The organism is Pseudidiomarina andamanensis, from assembly GCF_009734345.1.
GTDB lineage: Bacteria > Pseudomonadota > Gammaproteobacteria > Enterobacterales > Alteromonadaceae > Pseudidiomarina > Pseudidiomarina andamanensis.
Genome location: NZ_CP032551.1, coordinates 1,639,156 through 1,659,863, shown reverse-complemented (window position 1 = coordinate 1,659,863; position 20,708 = coordinate 1,639,156). Strand labels below are relative to the sequence as shown.

Genomic DNA, 20,708 nt, shown 5'->3' with positions numbered 1-20,708 from the left:
GATGAATATGTCATTGCGTGCTTGGGCAATCGCCCTTTTTGTTGCCAGTGCCGCGACGTCCGCTGTCGCAGCTGAGTATCAAGTTCAACCAACAACCATTTCTGAATACTTGCGCTTGCAAGGTTTGGTGGAGTCAACCAATAGCGCCACTGTATCAGCGCAAGTGTCTGGTCGTGTTGAAAAAGTAGTGGTCGATGTGGGTGACAATGTGCCAGCTGGCGCAACGCTTGTGACAATTACCTCAGTTGAGCAGTATCAAATGCTAACCCAAGCGCAAGCGCAAGTGGCTGCCGCAAAAGCAACACTGGTTGCCGAACAACAAGAGTTTGATCGGGTAACCAGCTTGGTTGAACGTGAGTTGTTGCCAGCCGCCGAGCGGGACCGCGCCAAAGCTCGCCTCGATAATGCCAAAGCTCAACTACGTTCCGCAGAAGCAGCGGTGGAGCGCGCCGAAGAACAACTCAGTTACACTGAAGTGAAGGCACCTTATGGCGGTATTGTCAGCGAACGCTTGGTGGAGCCAGGTGAATTAGTGCAACCGGGCACACCATTATTGTCAGGCTTTGATCCGACTGAACTGCGTTTGCATGTCGACCTGCCTGCTCGCTATGCCCAGCCGGCTACCACATATCAATGGGCACGCGTAAATGGCCTTGAGCCAACCGCACAACAGGTATTTCCTACGGTACACAGTCAATCAAGCACCGTACGCATGCGACTCATATTGCCGCATGACAGCAGCTTTATGCCGGGACAATGGCAGCCAGTGTTGGTAAAAGTTGGTGAACATGAAGGTGTGCAAGTGCCTACTGCAGCTATCTATAACCAAGGTGAACTCACCATGGTGCGCATGCAAGACAACAGCTGGCGCGCGGTGCGTTTGGGCTTAAGTGAAGACGGATTGGTGGAAGTTGTGAGTGGTCTGAAGGCTGGCGAGGTGATCAGCTATGAGTAATAAACCCCTTGGTATCGCAGGTAAATTTGCGGCATGGGGTGAACGCTCTCAGCTCACGCCATTGCTGGCAATTTTTGGCCTGATTCTCGGCATCATGGCGGCGTTGATAACGCCGCGTGAAGAAGAACCACAGATCGACGTAACCATGGCCGATGTCATGGTGGCATTTCCTGGGGCTGCTGTTAGTCAGGTTGAAAATCAACTTGCAACGCCGCTTGAGCAACACTTTGCACGCATGCAGGGTATTGAGCACATTTACTCCGTATCACAACCCGGCCAAGCTTTGGTGACGGTGCAATTTGAAGTTGGCGTACCGCGTGATAAAGCGCTCGTCGAACTTTTTGATAGTCTCGCGAGTTGGCAAGTGCGCCACCCGAATTTCTCACAACCGTTGGTGAAGGCCCGAGGCATCGATGATGTTCCGATTCTTGGACTAACGATTACCGCCGATGGGCTTGATCTGAAATCGGTTGCTGACACTTTGGTTGAGCCGCTGCAAAACGTTAGCGGTGTTCGTGAAGTGAAGGTGATTGGTGCTGAGCCAGAGCAGATTAACGTGACCCTCGACAACACCGCACTGAGCCGCATCGGGCTAGACTTTAACGCGGTGAGCCAAGCATTGGCAGGCCAGAATCAGAGCGCGCAAGCGGGTTACCGCTTGGCTCAAGGTCAGCAAATTCCTGTACAAGCGAGTAGCTTTATTGACAGCGTGAACACCTTGCGCAATCTAATCGTTGCCAATGTAGATGGCAAGCCCGTTCGCCTTGAACAAGTGGCTGAAATCAGCGGTAGCGCGGTGGTCCCATCCCGTTACGTGTGGTCGCGTCCAGCGAGTGGTGAAGCGCAGCCAGCGGTGACGCTTGCCGTCACTAAAAAAGCCGGTGAAAACGCGGTGGTGGTGGCGCAGGAAGTACTAGCTCGCCTCGATACGTTGAAGCAGCAATGGTTGCCGCCAGAACTCGCCATCGATGTCACGCGAAATTACGGTCAAACGGCTGACGATAAAGCATCCAAGCTCATTCAAAAGCTCATCTTTGCAACCATTTCGGTGGTGGCATTGGTGCTACTCACGCTTGGTAAACGCGAAGCGGTTGTGGTTGGTAGTGCCGTGGTGCTTACACTGGCGATGACCTTGTTTGCATCGTGGGCATGGGGCTTTACGCTAAACCGCGTGTCGTTGTTCGCATTAATATTCTCCATCGGTATTTTGGTTGATGACGCGATTGTGGTGGTGGAGAATATTCACCGTCATTTAGGTTTGGGCAAATCACTGAAAACCTCGATTCCGGCCGCAGTTGACGAAGTTGGTGGGCCAACCATTTTGGCAACCTTTACCGTTATTGCTGCCCTGCTACCGATGGCGTTTGTGAGTGGCTTGATGGGCCCGTACATGAGCCCAATCCCAATTAACGCATCGTTGGGTATGTTGCTGTCGCTGATTATCGCCCTGACGGTCACGCCGTGGTTGGCACGTCACTTACTCAAAGACGAACACTATGAAGGCGAAGCACATAGCAGCAAGCTACATAACTTCTTCGAGCGCATCATGCAGCCGTTGCTGACGCATCGGAAACGTCGCTATTTCATGGGCTTTGGGTTGATTGTTCTTATCGTCGCCATGATGGGCCTTGCGGTTGTGCAAGCGGTGGTGATGAAAATGCTGCCGTTTGATAATAAAAGTGAAATTAAATTGGTGCTGGATATGCCAGAAGGCAGCAGCCTAGAAGAGACCAACGCGACACTCATGCAATTGGCGCAGAAGCTGGATGAGGTGGATGAAGTGGTTGCCACTCAAATCTATGCCGGAACCGCTTCGCCTATTGGTTTTAATGGGCTTGTGCGTCAGTATTATTTGCGCGAAGCCGCTAACATGGGTGACATTCAAGTCACCCTCGCGGAACTTGGTGAGCGCGACCGTGCCAGCCACGAAATTGCTTTAGCAATTCGACCCATGCTCACGCCAATTGCTGAAGCCGTTGGTGCATCGTTGAAAATTGTTGAAGTGCCGCCTGGTCCGCCAGTGCTTGCCCCGATTGTCGCCGAAGTGTACGGCCCATCGGCCGCAGCACGCGAACTGGGTGCTCGTGACGTGCTCGCACAGTTACGTGCCACCGAGGGTGTGGTTGATATCGACAGCACGCTTGTGGCTGAAGCCACCGAAGAAGTATGGGAAGTAAATCGTGAACGTGCCGCGCAACTTGGCGTTACTGCGGCACAAGTGGTGCAAGTGCTACAAACGGCGCTTGGTGGCATGAATGTCACCTACTTGGCGATTCCTGACCAAACGCAACCAGTACCAGTGAAGTTACGTCTCCCTGCCGATTGGCAAGGGCAACTGGCACAGCTCGAAAGCCTCACGGTTATCAGTCAAACCACCGGCGAAGCAATTCCAATTGCTGAGCTCATTAACCGTGAGCAACGCCCGTACGCGCAACCGATGTATCACAAAGACTTACGCCCCGTTGTGTATGTGACCGCGGATATGGCTGGCGAACTCGATAGCCCACTGTATGGCCTCTTCGATGCCGCAGGTGACATCGATCTGCCACAAACCTACATCGCACAACCCGACATTTGGGATCAAACCGCACTGAAGTGGGACGGCGAATGGCAAATCACCTACGAAACCTTCCGTGATATGGGCCTCGCTTATGCGGTCGGTTTGTTGCTGATTTACGTGCTTGTTGTAGGTCATTTTGGTAGCTACATGACTCCGCTAGTCATTATGGCGCCAATACCACTCACACTGATTGGTATTATGCCAGGCCATGCCCTCTTAGGTGCGCAATTCACCGCTACCTCCATGATCGGCATGATTGCGCTGGCTGGCATCATTGTGCGGAACTCCATCTTGCTCGTTGACTTCATTCGTGAAGAAGTCGCCGCCGGCAAAGATCTCAACACCGCCGTGATAGAAGCCGCCGTCGTGCGCGCCAAACCAATCACCCTGACCGCAATCGCCGCCATGATGGGCGCATTCTTCATCCTCGATGACCCCATCTTTAACGGGCTGGCCGTCAGCCTGATCTTTGGTATTGCGGTCTCGACAGCGTTAACGCTGATAGTCATTCCGCTCCTATACGCGTCGCTCCTGCGGCGCCGGACTGCTCGAGAGCGTTAATCGTTAATCGTTATTCGTTATTCGGAAAAGCGAAAGCCTAAACAAACAGCGTAGCGCACGAAGCACGAACCACGCAGTTCTTCTTTCGCTCTTCGCTCTTTCGAATAACGAATAACCAATAACGAACAACGCTTTCCAATTTCTTGCACTTCCGTGGTGCATCAATTTGCACTATAATGGTGCAAATTCAGCCAGAAGTCAGCACCACAACCGTACCTAGTCAAAGGTAACCTATTGAAAAGTGAGCCAATTCAAATCTTGGCATCGTTTTTGCTTTAATTTGGTGCAAAGGTGCAAGCACAACGAACAATGCTTGCTATACTCAATTCTGAAACTAGACATGCACGATCGCGGAGGATCACATGACAACACCACAAGACGTTATGGCTTACATTGAAGAACACGATGTCAAATTCGTGGATTTACGCTTTACCGATACCAAAGGTAAAGAGCAGCATGTGACCATCCCGGTTTCGCAAATCAACGAAGAGTTCTTCGAAGAAGGCAAGATGTTTGATGGTTCGTCAATTGGTGGCTGGAAAGGCATCAACGAATCAGACATGGTGCTTATGCCTGATTGCAGCTCAATTGTACTTGACCCGTTCACTGACGAAGTCACCATGAACGTGGTGTGCGACATTCTTGAGCCAGACACCATGCAAGGTTATGACCGTGACCCGCGTTCAATTGCGCGTCGTGCGGAAGAGTATTTGCAAAGCATGGGTATTGGTGACACGGCGTTCTTTGGTCCAGAGCCAGAGTTCTTCTTGTTTAACGATGTGCGTTTCCACACTGACATGAGCGGTAGCTTCTACAAAATCGAAGCGGAAGAAGCGAAGTGGAACTCAGGTAAAGAATACAAAGAAGGTAACTTGGCGCACCGTCCGGGTGTGAAAGGCGGTTACTTCCCAGTACCACCAGTTGATTCAGCGCACGACATTCGTAGCACCATGAGCACCGTGATGGAAGACATGGGCTTGGTCGTTGAAGCGCATCACCACGAAGTAGCGACGGCTGGTCAGAACGAAGTAGCCACACGCTTCAACACCTTGGTGAAGAAAGCTGACGAAATTCAAATTTATAAGTATGTGGTGCACAACGTGGCGCACTCATATGGTATGACCGCAACCTTCATGCCGAAGCCAATTGTTGGTGATAACGGCTCTGGTATGCACGTTCACATGTCCATTAGCAAAGACGGCAAGAACTTGTTCGCAGGCGACCAATACGGTGGCTTAAGCGAAATGGCGCTTTACTACATTGGCGGTATTATCAAGCACGCACGTGCCTTGAACGCATTCTGTAACCCAACTACCAACTCGTACAAGCGTTTGGTTCCTGGTTATGAAGCACCAGTTATGTTGGCGTACTCTGCGCGTAACCGTTCAGCGTCAATTCGTATTCCTGTGGTTGCTAGTGCGAAAGCGCGTCGTATTGAAGTGCGTTTCCCTGACCCAGCGGCGAACCCGTACTTGTGTTTCTCAGCATTGTTGATGGCTGGTCTTGACGGTATCAAAAACAAGATTCACCCTGGCGATGCCATGGATAAAGACTTGTACGACTTGCCAGCAGAAGAAGCGAAAGAAATTCCAACGGTATGTCACTCATTAGAGATGGCGCTAGAAGCGTTAGACAAAGACCGTGAGTTCTTAACTGCGGGCGGTGTATTTACTGATGACATGATTGATGCGTACATTAAGTTGCGTCACCACGAAGTGATGAAGCTGAAAATGACCACGCATCCAATTGAGTTTGACCTTTACTACAGCGTTTAATTTAAGGAAACAGCGAACGATGAAACCACTGGCACTCGCAGCCATTCTGTTAACGTTTTTGATTGGCTTGGCGCTGCACGTTGATCCGACAACGGCGCAGGTTTATAAAAAACGCAATGCAGATGGTACCGTCACCTACAGCGATCAGCCTATTCAAGGGGCTGAGAAAGTTGAGGTGGATGCGGCGCCAGTGACCGAGTTCGCGAAGCCAACCGTGGCTGCTCAATCTGAGCAGCCGCAGGTTCCAACCGAGCAGGCTGGAGAATCAACTGGCGTTGAAGAAGTGCCAACGGAATTCTCAGTGACGATTACGTCACCAGAGTACCAAGCACCAATTCGAGCCAACAATGGTCAGTTTGATGTGTTCTGGCAATCGGAACCGGAAAAGCTGCCAGAAGGTTACAACTACGAGCTATATGTTGACGGTGTATTGTCGTGGTCAGGTGCAGATAGCAATCAAGCGACGCTAATGAACGTCGCACGTGGTGAACGTCGTATTTATCTGCGCATTGTGAATGCGAACGGTGATCAAGTTGCACGCTCCGATACGCTGGTAGTGTACGTGCTACGTGTGGCGATTTCAGGTGCAGGTCAAAATGGCGGCGGAGCCTGAGCGCGATAGATTGCCGATAAGCGATTGCACCACCGTGGTGCAACCGCATTTAAATCAATTGCTCACAGCGGTTATTTTGCTGGATGAGCAACTTCACATCGACTATATGAACGCTGCTGCAGAAGCTATTTTGGATGGCAGCCTGCGGCGCTTTCAGCACCAGCCTTTTTTTAGTCTTTTTCATTTCAGCAGCCTCGAGCCCTCGGTCGTACAACAAGCACTACAAGACGAGCAATCGGTTTCTGATAGCGATGTATCGCTGATACTGCATGATGGTCAGCGCATTACCATTGAGTTTATCGCACAGCCGTTACGACAGCCCGATGGGCGTTTAACCATTCTGCTTGAGCTACGTCAAATTGACCAAATTCGTCGTATCAACCAAGAGACTCGCCAGCAGCAGCAACTGCAAGCAGCGCAGAGCATGGTGCGTGGCTTGGCACATGAAATTAAAAATCCACTTGGTGGTTTGCGCGGCGCCGCCCAGCTATTGGCAGGTGAACTGGATGATCCGGCGCTACGCGAATATACCGATCTAATCATTCGCCAAGCTGACCGTTTAACGAGTTTGGTAGACCGTATGCTCGGCTCAAACCAAATTCAAAGTCGCGAGCCAGCTAATATTCATGCGTTGCTGGAACATGTTGTGCAAGTTGCTCGTCTTGGTGCTGGCCAAAACGTGCGCTGGGTAAAAGATTATGATCCGAGTTTACCAGATCTCACCATGGCATCTGAGCAACTCGAACAAGTGCTACTGAATCTGGTCATGAACGCATGTGATGCGTTGCAAGAAAGTCATACGCCTGACCCGACCATTTGTGTGCGCACGCGCATTGTTCATCAACAGACCATTCATGGTACGCGCTATCGTCAATGTGCTGTGGTCGTGGTGCACGATAATGGGCCCGGAATTCCAGCGGCGCTGCGTGATACATTGTTTTACCCGATGGTGAGTGGTCGTGCCGGCGGTACTGGCTTGGGCTTATCCATTGCGCAAAATCTCGTGCACCAACACGCCGGTAAAATTGAAGTGAGTTCTGAGCCGGGCCATACGGAATTTAGCGTGTATTTGCCATATATTGAAACCCGCGTCGACGCGCCGTTAACTGACAAACCGAAATCAACCAGCTACAAGGAAAGCCGCCGTGAGTGACATATGGATATTAGATGATGATAGCTCCATTCGTTGGGTACTCGAGCGAGCTCTTGCGCGTGCTGGTATTGCTACCACCAGCTTCGCCGATGCAAAAAGTTTGTACGAAGCGCTTGAGCAAGCAACCCCGAAAGTTTTGCTAACTGATATTCGTATGCCCGGCGACGATGGCTTACAGGTGCTGCGTAAACTATCGACCGACTATCCGCAGGTGGCGGTGATTGTGATGACAGCCCACTCTGATCTTGACTCTGCCGTGAGTGCCTTTCAAGGCGGGGCTTTTGAGTACCTCGCTAAGCCGTTCGATTTAGATGAAGTAGTGCATACCGTGAGCCGAGCGTTAACGCGAGAAACTGCGTTCCAAGACGAAAACAATGAAGCAAATTCGACAACAGACGTAGGCGAAATCATCGGTAACGCGCCGGCCATGCAAGATGTTTTTCGAGCCATTGGGCGCTTATCGCACTCAAGTGTTACCGTGCTCATTACCGGCGCCTCAGGTAGCGGTAAAGAGTTGGTTGCTCGCGCTTTGCATCAACATAGTCCGCGCGCCAACAAACCATTTATTGCCCTAAATATGGCGGCAATTCCCGCAGATCTGATTGAATCAGAATTATTCGGGCACGAAAAAGGCGCTTTCACAGGCGCCACACAAAAACGCCAAGGTCGCTTTGAACAAGCGCACGGCGGCACGTTATTCCTAGATGAAATTGGTGACATGCCACTGGCGGTACAAACGCGCTTACTGAGGGTATTGGCCGAAGGGCAGTTCTATCCCGTAGGTGGGTATCAGCCGGTCAAAGTGGATGTGCGAATTATTGCTGCTACCCATCAAAACCTTGAGCAACGGGTAAGCGAAGGCGCGTTTCGTGAAGACCTATTTCACCGACTGAATGTGATTCGATTGCAACTGCCAAGCTTGGCTGAACGACGTGAAGATATTCCGCAATTGGCGCAACATTTTTTGCAAAACGCCGCACAAGAGCTCGGTGGTTCAGCAAAACGCTTAACCCCCGCAGCCGAACAAGTATTGCAGCAAGCGCCATGGCCGGGAAACGTCCGACAATTAGAAAACACCTGTCGTTGGTTGACCGTCATGGCGCCAGGTCAAACTATCGATGTACATGATTTACCTGAAGATTTTTTTTCAGAAAGTGGCAAAATGCCGCAGGAAAATTCCGCTCAATGGTATACACTGTTACGCACTGAATTAAAAAATCGATGCGAAGCAGGAGATATCCACATCTTAGATAACCTGCTTCCAACTATTGAACGCTTAGCGCTTGATGTTGCCTTAGAACACTCAGAGGGGCACAAACAAAAAGCCGCTGAGATACTGGGTTGGGGGCGCAACACGGTTGCCCGCAAACTCAACGAAATAAAATAGCAGCGTAGGTGCTTCTCTTATCAGTAAAAGTTCCGTAAACACGGTATTAAGTGGCGTGGAATCTTTACATAATTAAGAACACCAATTATAAGCTGTAGACAGACACGCAGGACGACATCCCCATGACTAAGTTATTACTTGTAGATGATGACGCAGAATTAAGCAGTATGTTAGAACAAATTCTTACCAAAGAGGGCTACCAGCTAACGCTCGCCCCAGACGGTGAGATTGGTTTGCAACGCGCGTTAAGCGGTTCTTATGATTTGATTCTACTTGATGTAATGTTGCCAGGTATCGATGGCTTCCAATTATTGCAGCGGTTACGCCAGCAGCTGCGCAGCACCCCGGTGCTGATGTTAACTGCACGTGGCGATGATGAAGATCGCGTACAAGGTCTTGAGCTCGGCGCTGATGATTATTTGCCAAAACCGTTCAACCCACGCGAGTTAGTTGCGCGCGTCAAAGCATTATTGCGCCGTACGCCAAACACGTCTGTGCGTCCAGAGCCACTCGAATATGCCGGCTTCCATGTAAATCCGTTGCAAAACGAAGTGCGTTGTGACGAGCAGTTATTAGAGCTCACGCCAACCGAATTCGATATTCTACGCGCACTGGTGCAGGGCAAGGGCCAAGTGGTGAGTAAAGACCAATTATCAGTAGCGGCACTTGGTCGTCAATTAGCACCATTTGATCGTAGCCTCGACGTACACATCAGTAATATTCGTAAGAAAATTGACCATAATCCAGAGCGCATTCAAACCGTGCGTGGCCGAGGATATCGCTTACTTCATTTAGCGTGAGGCCGCCATGCAAATTCGCTGGTACCACTCACTAACACTTCGACTGTTACTGCTGTTCTGGGCGCTGCTTTTCGCAGTGGCCAGCAGCGGTTTCTTGTTAGCGATTTGGTACGCCCAACCGGAAACAGCGAAACCGCTTCCGCAAGAAGTTCAAGAAACACTGTCGCCGTTACTCAGCGACCAAGTCACTTTCTCGTCACTAACACCGGGCCGATTGTTGGCGGGTAATTATCGAGTCGCTGCTGCGGTCACGCCGGAAGAGGGGCCGAACCGGCTACAGCTTGAGCCGAACTTAGCCAATACGCATCGTCGTGAACTGCTGCGTCAACTCGATGCTGATCAGCCCGAGCAACTGCGTTTACCCAATGGCATGTTAGTTGGGCCATTTGTGCTGAATACTCAGCGTATTTTGTTGATTCGCCCGCTTAGTGAAGACGAACGAGTAGACCAGCAAGTTAACTCACGGCGCGCCGAACAAGCGCAAACCATGGTGTTATTGTTCGGTTCGTTATTAATTGCCGTGCTGCTTGGTATTTGGTTGGTATTGCCGTTGAAGCGCTTAATTAGTGCCACCCGTGAAATTGCTGCTGGCGCCGACAAACTCCATCTGAAGCGCCTACCACGGCGCACCGACGAGTTAGGTGAATTGGCACGTGCATTAGAAACCGCGGCCCATGACTTAAAAGTATCCCGTGATGCCCAACGCCGCCTATTAAGTGACGTCTCGCATGAGCTACGTTCACCTTTAGCGCGCATGCAAGTGGCGCTCATGCTTAGCCAAGATGACGAAAACCCAGACGCCAACCCGCACCTCACACAAATGAGTCGTGATGTTGACCGTCTCGGCACCATTATTGAACGTATTTTATCGTTGTCGCGGCTGGAAAATGGCTTGGTGAAACTCGATCCGCAACCGGTAAACACACATGATCTCGCGAAAACTTTGGCGGCTGACTTAGCTTATGTCGATGCCAAATATGGCGAACGTGTCTTAGTGCTGGATGCCGACTGGCCAACAACAGCGACCGATGATGAGCTACTACGTTTGGTAATCGAAAACCTTGTGCGCAATGCCCTGCAGTATACTGCGGGTATCATTGAGCTTGATTGCGTGCGCCATGACGAGAAACATTTCACTATTTTGGTTCGAGATCACGGTGACGGCGTACCAGAAGCGCAACTTGCCCAGTTATTTGAACCGTTCTTCCGCGGTGACCCTTCGCGTCATCATAAAGCTGGCGTTGGCCTTGGTATGGCATTAAGCTTAAGAGCAGCAAACGTGTTGGGTGGCTCTGTGACGGCTCGAAACCACCCCGAAGGTGGTCTTGAAGTATCGGTGAACTTGCCAATTGTGCCAATCGATACCATCACAGAAGATGAGCCAACCGATACCGAAGCATCAGCGCAGGAGCCGCAGGAGTCTAACTAAATGTACACGGATGACGACCCGCAGTGGATCCGTTTCTTCACTCAGCAAATTCAGCCGTTTTGGCACGATCACGTTGAAGTCAATAACCTAACACGTCCTGACGGCGTGGTGCTGCATTGGTTTTTGCATCGTCCGGTGCACCCGCAAGGGCTCATAATTATTTGCCCAGGCCGAATTGAAGCGTCATTAAAATATCAAGAATTGGTGTGGCATTTAGCGCAAGCGAACTACGCTGTTGCCATTGTGGATCATCGTGGGCAGGGTTTCTCAGACCGTTTAAGCAATAACCCGCACCACGGGCATATCGACCAGTTTCAAGATTTCGTGGATGACCTCGATGCCGTGGTGCAAGAGGCGACACGTTACTACCCGCGTATTCCGCACTATTTGTTGGCCCACTCAATGGGTGGCGCAATTAGCGCGTTGTATTTAGCCCAACACAAACACACCATTCGCAAAGCCGTATTGTCATCGCCGATGCTCGGTGTATTGACTGGGGACACGCCACAATGGCTGGCGAAAACGATTGCGGTTGGCGGTGCTCTGTTGAATCGTTGGTTTAGCCCGCGTAAGCCGTGGTACTTCTTTGGTATGACCGATTATATCCACGTGCCGTTTGATGAAAACGAGCTCACCCACAGCGAAGCGCGCTATCAAATGTTTCGCGATGCCTATGAAGAAAACCCGCAGGTGCAACTCGGGGGCCCTACCTTCAATTGGCTTGCGCAGGCCTTTGCCGCCATGCATGCCGCTCATCAACAAGCCGACCGCATTGACGTGCCAATACTGTTGCTGCAGTCCGGCGCCGACACAGTGGTCGATAACCAAGCGCAACGCAAATTCTTCAGCAAACTAAAAAACGACCAAAGCCAAATCAAATGTATTGAAGGCGCCAAGCATGAGCTCTTTATGGAGTCTGATCGCTTCCGTCAACCGGCGCTTGATGCTGTTTTGAGCTGGTTTCAACCCGATAAATAAATTTGATTAAAATCAAAAAATTAATCCATTTCACTTGCAATTTAAATGAATTTATTTTTAGAAATAACGTAAATATATTGTAAAGATCAAAATTTAATCTAAACTTCCGGCACGGCTGCACCGTGCTGTTTCGTGGCACCGAAAACACAAATGTTTGAGTAAATACCAAAGGATTTCGCCATGAAATTTGCAACCTCAATGCGCCTCGCAGCCGCATTCTTGTTCCTGTTTGTATTATTCCCAGCTGCTTCATTTGCAGCAAAAGTCGAGGTAGTTGCTGACTTAAACTCCAGCACGACCCTTGTTGGTCAGAGCCCTTATTACATGACTGAGCTAAACGGTAAAATTTATTACCGTGGGTATCATCAGTATTACGGTTATGAACTATGGGAATACGATCCTGCAACGGATTCACGGCGAATGGTGATGGACCATTGTCCGAGAAACTGTTCCTTGCAGCCGGATTTTCTCATTGCACTCGGTGATCGAATTTACTTCAGAGGAATTTCATATACTGGATCTGGTTCCACCTATCAGATGTATTACTATGACTCAGTAAGTGACGAAATTATCCTTGCCTCCAGCTTACCTTATGGGGTTCAAACTCAGCCTTTTGAATTTAAAGGAAAAATATATTTTGGCGCTTATAATTCAAACCAAAATGGTCAGGGGTTATATGAATTTGATCCCGCCAGTGGTGCGACACAGTTAATCTATGAATTTAGTGTTGATTCTGTCGGCGTTAGTATTGTTCGCTTAGCTAAAAACGATACGAGTCTATTTATTCAGTACTACCTCAATGGAACACCGAAATTATCGCAATTCAACCCTGAGACTTCTGAAGAGGTTCCAATCAGCCTCGTATTTAATGCTGAGTCTGCGAATAGTTTCGGGGAGTTAGTTGCGAACAACAACTTCATTTATATGGCTTCTCAGTATCCTTCCTATGGTAATGAGTTACTGATCATTAACTTAACTAATAATAATTCAGCCAATTTAAATGATATCTTTTCGGGGTCAGGGAGCTCTAGCCCCCACAGTCTGAGTTTAATTGGCTCAGATTTATATTTCTCAGCCTACAACGCAATGTCCGGTACCAGTGAGACATTTGTTCAGCAAGGTAGCTCAGCTACCATGGTTGAGTTATCCGTGGCCTCAACAAATCCCAATCCGTATCATTATAATAGTTACAACGGCTCTGTTTATTATCGCGCGTACAGCAACGAGCATGGCTATGAATTACATCGTATCAATCCCTCTAATCTTACAAGTTCTTTAGCTGCTGATATTTACCCTGGAACAGTCTCAGGTAGTCCAGACAGTTTTATCGTTGTTGGTGATGTGCTTTACATGCGGGCCGGCACGCAGGAGCTTCCACAGCATGATTTGGTTCGTTTTGATGTCGCAACGAACACTGTTCAAACTGTAGGTGGGACAGTTTCGGTGAGCAACAGCTCTGTTACCAATGCATTGCATAAAATGAATGGGGAGCTTTATTTCTTTGCAAGTACCGACGAGTTTGGCATAGAACTATTCCGGTATAACCCAGAAACCAAAGTTCTTACTTCCCCGAACCAAGAAATTGTTGTTGGAACTAACGCGTTCAACTACAGCACAACGATGGTAGAACTCAATGGTGAGTTAATATTTGCAGCAGGTAGCGCAGATATTGGCGGTAGTAAACTATTTGCCTATAACCCTACGACCAATGATATTCGCGAATATCTAGCATTGCCAGATAATGGCGGTCTTTCAGCAGCGAGAAATCTTGTTGAATCCAATGGCAAGATTTATTTCCTTGGGACTGTCGACCCAGCCAATCCAAGTTGGTATCAAGCAGTTTATGATCCAGCCACTGACTCTTTAGCAAAAGTAAATGATGTTTATGGCGGTATCGATTTAACTAGTCAATTTGAGGAGTTGCTAAGTTTTAATGGCGATCTCTATTTTCGTGTTTACTCATCAACCTATGGATGGGAGCTTTTCCGAATTAATCATACAACCAATGCCATTGAGTTGGCGGCGGATATTTTCGCTGGCGGGAGTTCAAGCAATCCAAGATTTTTTGTGGAAGGTACCGATGGCAATCTCTACTTTTCTGCATACAACGGCGCAAGCAATTGGCAACTCTTTCAATACAACCCGAATACTGAAAGCACAGTCGCTGTAACACCAGCTACAAATTTCCAAGTATCGTCATACATCGCTCCGGTCAGTGATGGCATTCTGATGCATGCCTATACTGCTGAAACCGGCTATGAGTTCTTTAAATATGAATTTGCTAGTGACTCGGTGTCATTAATTGCTGATTTATCACCCGGCGCACTCACCACTTCATATGGCATGATGACAGCGACAGATACGCAGGTTTATATATATGCCTATGTGCGCTCTTCAAATAGCTCTTGGCAAGAAGATATCTACTCATACAGTTTTGAAACGGGCGAAATCACTCAGTTAACGAGCGCCGAAGATGGCGATTATATCGGCAACTATTCAACGTCATTAGCTGTTGGCGAAACCTACTTCTTCACCGCAAACTTACCGGAGTTCGGTCGAGAAGTTTATTATCTCAACCTCAACGACGCGCCAGTTATTACGGGCACACCAAGCACATCCGTGTTGCAGGGTAGTACCTACAGCTTCACACCAACGGTTACCGACGCTGAAAATGATGCACTGACCTTCAGTATCGTCAATAAGCCAGTATGGGCATCGTTTTCGACGACCACCGGTGAGCTTTCTGGAACACCGCAACAGGCACATGTGGGAGTCACAGAAAACATCGTGATTACGGTGGCTGATGCTGACAACCAAGTTTCGTTACCGGCCTTTAACCTTGAAGTAGTGAACGTTAATGACGCACCAACAATCAGCGGTTCGCCGGCGACGACGGTGTTACAAGATGCGTTGTACAGCTTCACACCAACCGCCAATGATATCGATGGCGATTCGTTGACGTATGCGGTACTAAACGCACCAACTTGGGCAAGCTTCGACACAAACACCGGAACATTAAGCGGAACGCCAACGAATGCCGATGTGGGTGTGCATAGCAACATTCAAATTTCGGTGTCAGATGGCGGGCTCAGTGATACGTTAACTGCGTTTTCGATTACCGTTGAAAACGTCAACGATGCACCAACAATCAACGGTGCACCGGCAACGTCGGTTGATCAAGATAGTCTCTATTCGTTCACCCCAGCGGCGCTTGATATTGATGGCGACAGCTTGTCATTCAGCATCACCAACAAGCCAGCATGGGCAAGTTTCAATACTTTAACTGGCGCACTGGCAGGTACACCAGGCAATAGCGATGTTGGTGTTCATAGCAACGTTCAAATAAGTGTTAGTGATGGTCAGCTAGGAAGCGCGTTGGCAGCGTTTTCTATCACCGTGGTGAACGTGAATGATGCACCAACCATTATTGGTACCCCAGTAACGTCAGTAAACGAGGATACACCCTATAGCTTTACCCCATCGGCGAGTGATGTTGATGTGGGCGATTCGCTAATCTTCAGTATTGCCAATAAGCCGGTTTGGGCAACGTTTAACCCAACTACAGGCACTTTGGCAGGCGTTCCAACTAATGATCATGTGGGTACAGCGTCAGGCGTTACCATCTCAGTAAGTGATGGCACCTTAAGTGCTTCACTTGCGCCATTCTCGATTACCGTGGTGAACGTGAATGATGCGCCGACGATTAGTGGCACGCCATCAACGTCTGTGAACGAAGACAGTGTTTATTCGTTTACGCCAGCAGTGGCAGACGTTGATAGCACTAGCTTCACTTACAGCATCAGTGGCATGCCGGCATGGGCAAGTTTCAGTGCGGTAACGGGTACGCTAACCGGCACGCCAACGAATGATCATGTTGGCACAAGTGCAGCAATCACCATCAGTGTGAGCGACGGCGAATTAAGCGCAAGCTTACCAAGCTTTACCATCACCGTGGTGAACGTGAATGATGCGCCAACTATAAGCGGTAGCCCAGCGACAACAGTTGCCCAGGATGCCGCCTATAGCTTCACGCCGACGGTGAACGATATTGATAGCAACTCGTTTACTTATAGCATTGTGAACAAACCAGTCTGGGCAACGTTTAGCACCAGTACGGGAACGTTGTCAGGAACACCAACCCAAGATCACTTGGGTAGTACAGCTGGTCTCACTATCACGGTGAGCGATGGCGAACTCAGTGCATCGCTACCAGCGTTTAGTATTGAAGTAACGAACGTGAACGATGCACCAGTGATTAGCGGTACGCCTGCAACAACCGTTGCGCAAGATGCAGCCTATAGCTTTACGCCGACAGCATCTGATGTTGATGGCGACTCACTTAGCTTTAGCATTACCGGCACACCAACGTGGGCGAGTTTCAATAGCTCAACCGGTGCGCTGACGGGTACGCCAACCAATGACGATGTAGGCGTTCACAGTAATATTGTGATCACGGTGAGTGATGGCACGTTAACCGCCGACCTTCCTGCGTTCGCAATTGAAGTTACCAACGTTAATGATGTGCCAACCATTACTGGCACACCAGCGTCATTTGCCGAAGTGGACGAAGCCTATAGTTTCACCCCAACAGTTGAAGATATCGATAACGACGTGCTGACATTCAGTGCAGAAAACTTACCGACTTGGTTAACTATCGATACAGCAACCGGTACGTTGAGTGGCACGCCAGCAATGGAAGACATTGCGGTTTGGGTTGATATTTCGCTTAGCGTGAATGACGGAACTGTTAGTGTAAGTTTGCCGATGTTCACTATTGAAGTGACGTACAGTCAAGAGCCGCCGGTAGCAAACGATGATACTTTCAGTCTGCCACGCAATAACGATGGCGTGTATTTACTGGACGTATTAGCGAATGATACCGACATTAATGAAGACTCGCTTACACTTGTTGAAGCATCGGCAAGTGTCGGTTCAGTCAGTATTGCTTCGAATCAAGTTCAGCTAACAATTGATGCGCAATATACCGGCAAAGTCAGCGTGAACTACAGTGTTGACGATGGTATGGGTGGGCGTGACTCCGCCACGGCTGAAGTGACAATCACTGGCTCTGGCGCCATCAATCTTGTGGTACCTGATGACCTTGTTGTTCCTGCAACCGGCGCACTCACTCGTGTCGAGCTCGGCGAAGCTTCAGCGACAGATGCAAACGGTCAGCCGTTGCCAGTCAGTTTAGTTGAGCAACGGGCGCCAGTATTCGCGCCAGGTGTACACGAAGTGATGTGGCAAGCGACTAATGCAGATGGCGAGCGTACCGTGCTTGGTCAGCGCATTGAAGTGGTGCCGATGGTATCGCTAGCACGCAACGTAACAACAGCGGCTGGCGCCTCAGTGAACTTGTCGGTGATGTTGAATGGTCTGGCGCCAAGCTACCCATTTGTCATCAACTACACCATTGATGGTGTCGCGAGTTCGCTTGAGCTTGAGCAAGGCACACAAGGCACCATCAGTGTTACCGCTCCAGCTGCAGGCAATACCATTGTTGTGGCGCTCGCAGATAGCATGAACCTAGGCGAAGTTGCAGAGGTTTCGGTAACCAGTAGCGCTGCCAACATGGCTCCGCAAGTTAGCGTCGCTTACTCACAAGACGGCCAGAAGCGCACTACCGTGCTTCGCAGTGGTGGTTTGATCGAGTTAGTGGCAACGGCAACCGATGCGAATGCCGGTGATACGCTCACCTACAATTGGCAAAGCCCAGTTGCCGGCGGCGCAACCGATGGTGGCACTCGCTATGTGATTGACCCACTGTTAATTGCGGCGAATACCGCGGCAACCGTTCGAGTCACAGTAACCGACGCAGCAGGCCTGCGTGGCTATGCGAGTGTAATTTTGAATGCTGTTGATGCTCACCCTACGCTGGGTTCAGATACCGATGCGGATGGCGATGGCTTACCAGATATGTATGATGGCACCAATGACGACTTAGGTCAGGGCATGCCAAATTATCTAAACCCAAGCCGTAGTTGCCAACTGATAGCCGCACGTTCTGCACAAGCGGGTAACATTCACTTCGCTCAAGGTTCAATGAGTGCGTGTTTGCGACTCGGTGAGCTAGGCATGCGTCAATTCAACACGCATATCAGTGTGTCAGAAGATTTAGATGTCGATACAAACCATACCCGAATGGGTTCGGCCTTTGATTTTGAAATCTTTGATCTCTCTGAGCTAGGCGGCACCAGCCGTATCGTTCTGCCATTATCACAACCAATTCCAACCAATGCCCTGTATCGGAAGCACATTGGTGGTGCATGGCAAGATTTTGTGCAAGACGAAAACAACCAGATCTTCAGTGCTGCTGGTGAACCAGGCGTTTGTCCAGCACTAGGCTCGTCGCAGTGGCAGGCCGGTTTAACAGCTGGTCACTGGTGTGTGCAGTTACTGCTTGAAGATGGTGGTGCGAACGACGCAGATGGTATGGCTAACGGTGTGATTGTTGATCCGGGTGCACTAAGTGTTGCAGCAACTGACAATACCACGCCAGAAGCTACGGCAGATTCGGTGACAGTCATTTGGCAAGGGGATGCTGAAATTGATGTACTAGCCAACGACATTGATGCTGATGACGATTCACTCGTGATTACGTCGGCGCACGCAGATATCGGCACAGTAACTGTTATCAACGACGGCGCGGCACTGCATTACGATGCCCCAACAAACTACGCCGGAACGGCAACGGTCACCTATGCCATTGATGATGGACGCGGTGGTGTTGCGACAGCCTCTGTTGCGGTGACGATATTAGCGAACCGTGCACCAGAAACGACAGTTGATACGGTGAGTACAGTGGTTAATAAGCCGGTGAGCGTCGACGTAGTTGCCAATGACATTGACGCCGATGGTGACACGCTAACCGTAGCATCAGCTGAAATCACCTCAAGTACTGGGGGAACCGTTGCATTCGAAGGCGGCACCGTAACCGTAACGCCAGCTACGGGTATCACAGGCGCAGTAACTGTTGTGTACGTGGTAACAGATAATCGCGGGGCAACGGCTTCAGGTATCTTGCGAGTACAGGTAAATGTGCCGCATGAACCGGCTGCACCACAATCATCTTCAGGTCAAATGACTTGGTGGTTATTGTTGATGGGCTTGATGGGAGCGGCGTTACGTCGCTCCGTCAACCTTCGCCGGAACAACCGATAACGGGTCCATGTGAATAATCACGTCGGTATGGTCGAACAGGTTGGCAACAGCCAGTTCGGCCTTATCGGCAATATCGTGGGCTTGGCGCAAGTTTAGGTTATCGTCGAGCTCAATATGGGCTTGCACAAAACGGGTTGGGCCAGCTGAGCGGGTTTTTAAACCGTGAATACCGTGCACGCCTTGAATGCCTTTAATAGTATCGATAATTAGCTGTTTTTCGTCACTAGGAAGCTCGCGATCCATCAGTGACTGAAACGCATCCCAGCCTATACGTACCGCCCCTTGCGCTAAAAATACTGCAATGATGATGGCAAAAACGCTATCGGCCCACAGCCACCCGTAAGCACTTAAAATAAGCGCCACAATAACCGCACTGTTGAGTAATAAGTCAGATGAAAAGTGAAGTGCATCGGCTGCAATTGCCTGAGAGCCAGTTTTCTTAATTGCCACCCGCTGCAACACCACTAGCGCAAGCGTTAATGCAATTGCGAATACCGACACATACACACCAATTTCAGCTTGCTGTACAGGCGTACCTTGAACCCACTGCTGAACACTGTGAATCAATAGCAGCATGGCCGACCCGGTAATCAACGCAGACTGCACCAACGCCGCTAACGATTCGGCTTTACCGTGCCCAAACCGGTGCTCATTGTCGGCTGGTTGCACCGCATAACGCACCGCGAAAAATGTGAACAAGCTGGCGAGACTATCGAGTAGAGAATCGGTTAACGACGCCAACATACTGCTGGAATCGGTTATCAACCACGCCGCTATTTTTACCGCAATTAATATGAATGCGACAGAAACTGACGCACGTGTCGCAATTTTTACCCAATACGCATAGTTTTCGTGCGGGTTGTTAGCTGCCATCTGGGAACCCTTGCTGGCGCCACGCTTCATAACTCACAATGGCAACCGAATTAGATAAGTTAAGAGAGCGGTTGTTCGGCATCATGGGAATACGAATGCGCTGTTCAGGCGCAATTTGAGCCATCACATCCGGCGCCAAACCACTGGTTTCAGAGCCAAACAACAGTACATCGCCCGGTTGGTACTGTACCTCGGCATAGCCCCGTGTGCCCTTGGTTGTGATTGCGTAAATGGCACGGTCACCCATAGCCGCTTTAAATGCATTGAAATCGGGGTAACGCTCAACACGGCTCAAGTCATGGTAATCCAACCCTGCGCGGCGCAATTTTTTCTCTTCGAAATCAAAGCCAAGCGGCTCAATGAGGTGCAACGTACAGCCATTGTTGGCGGCAAGACGAATGACATTACCAGTGTTGGCCGGCATCACAGGGTTAAACAAGGCAATATGAAACATTCCAGTACT

The 20,708-nt window shown here is 49.7% G+C and carries 12 protein-coding genes; 10 read left to right on the top strand and 2 right to left on the bottom strand.

What is annotated here, in order from left to right; all coding sequences use genetic code 11:
• Window positions 1-7: 7 nt before the first annotated feature.
• The 10 genes from D3795_RS07845 to D3795_RS07800 all read left to right on the top strand — a co-directional run bounded on the left by D3795_RS07845 (window position 8) and on the right by D3795_RS07800 (window position 19,372).
• The gene (locus D3795_RS07845; RefSeq protein ID WP_173021005.1) at window positions 8-955 is read left to right on the top strand and encodes an efflux RND transporter periplasmic adaptor subunit; all 948 of its coding nucleotides are present in this window, start codon (window positions 8-10) and stop codon (window positions 953-955) included.
• Window positions 948-4,076: an efflux RND transporter permease subunit gene (locus D3795_RS07840; protein WP_156267668.1), complete on the top strand. Its 3,129-nt coding sequence runs from the start codon at window positions 948-950 to the stop codon at window positions 4,074-4,076. The genes D3795_RS07845 and D3795_RS07840 overlap by 8 nt, the downstream gene beginning before the upstream one ends.
• 362 nt (window positions 4,077-4,438) lie before the next feature.
• Window positions 4,439-5,851 carry a glutamate--ammonia ligase gene (glnA, locus tag D3795_RS07835; RefSeq protein WP_216648946.1) on the top strand — a complete coding sequence of 471 codons (1,413 nt, stop codon included), beginning with the start codon at window positions 4,439-4,441 and terminating at the stop codon, window positions 5,849-5,851.
• Between the two features lie 19 nt (window positions 5,852-5,870).
• Window positions 5,871-6,464: a DUF4124 domain-containing protein gene (locus D3795_RS07830; RefSeq protein ID WP_156267666.1), complete on the top strand. Its 594-nt coding sequence runs from the start codon at window positions 5,871-5,873 to the stop codon at window positions 6,462-6,464.
• Window positions 6,448-7,617 (top strand): nitrogen regulation protein NR(II), encoded by a 1,170-nt coding sequence (gene glnL, locus D3795_RS07825; RefSeq protein ID WP_156267664.1) that lies wholly within the window; start codon window positions 6,448-6,450, stop codon window positions 7,615-7,617. The genes D3795_RS07830 and glnL overlap by 17 nt, the downstream gene beginning before the upstream one ends.
• Window positions 7,610-9,004, top strand: a complete 1,395-nt coding sequence (gene ntrC / locus D3795_RS07820; RefSeq protein WP_156267662.1) for a nitrogen regulation protein NR(I) — start codon at window positions 7,610-7,612, stop codon at window positions 9,002-9,004. The genes glnL and ntrC overlap by 8 nt, the downstream gene beginning before the upstream one ends.
• Before the next feature lie 122 nt (window positions 9,005-9,126).
• On the top strand, window positions 9,127-9,804 hold the full coding sequence (locus D3795_RS07815) for a response regulator transcription factor (RefSeq protein WP_156267660.1): 678 nt from the start codon (window positions 9,127-9,129) through the stop codon (window positions 9,802-9,804).
• A gap of 7 nt (window positions 9,805-9,811) precedes the next feature.
• On the top strand, window positions 9,812-11,233 hold the full coding sequence (locus D3795_RS07810; RefSeq protein ID WP_156267658.1) for a sensor histidine kinase: 1,422 nt from the start codon (window positions 9,812-9,814) through the stop codon (window positions 11,231-11,233).
• Window positions 11,234-12,211 (top strand): alpha/beta hydrolase, encoded by a 978-nt coding sequence (locus D3795_RS07805; protein ID WP_156267656.1) that lies wholly within the window; start codon window positions 11,234-11,236, stop codon window positions 12,209-12,211. It begins immediately after the preceding gene.
• A gap of 180 nt (window positions 12,212-12,391) precedes the next feature.
• Window positions 12,392-19,372, top strand: a complete 6,981-nt coding sequence (locus D3795_RS07800) for an Ig-like domain-containing protein (RefSeq protein WP_156267654.1) — start codon at window positions 12,392-12,394, stop codon at window positions 19,370-19,372.
• Here the strand turns inward: D3795_RS07800 and fieF are convergent.
• A complete protein-coding gene (fieF, locus tag D3795_RS07795; RefSeq protein WP_156267652.1) occupies window positions 19,334-20,245 on the bottom strand; it encodes a cation efflux pump FieF in 912 nt (303 codons plus the stop codon). The two genes, D3795_RS07800 and fieF, sit on opposite strands and share 39 nt — an antisense overlap.
• The gene (locus D3795_RS07790) at window positions 20,235-20,699 is read right to left on the bottom strand and encodes a tRNA (cytidine(34)-2'-O)-methyltransferase (protein ID WP_156267650.1); all 465 of its coding nucleotides are present in this window, start codon (window positions 20,697-20,699) and stop codon (window positions 20,235-20,237) included. The genes fieF and D3795_RS07790 overlap by 11 nt, the downstream gene beginning before the upstream one ends.
• Window positions 20,700-20,708 lie beyond the last annotated feature (9 nt).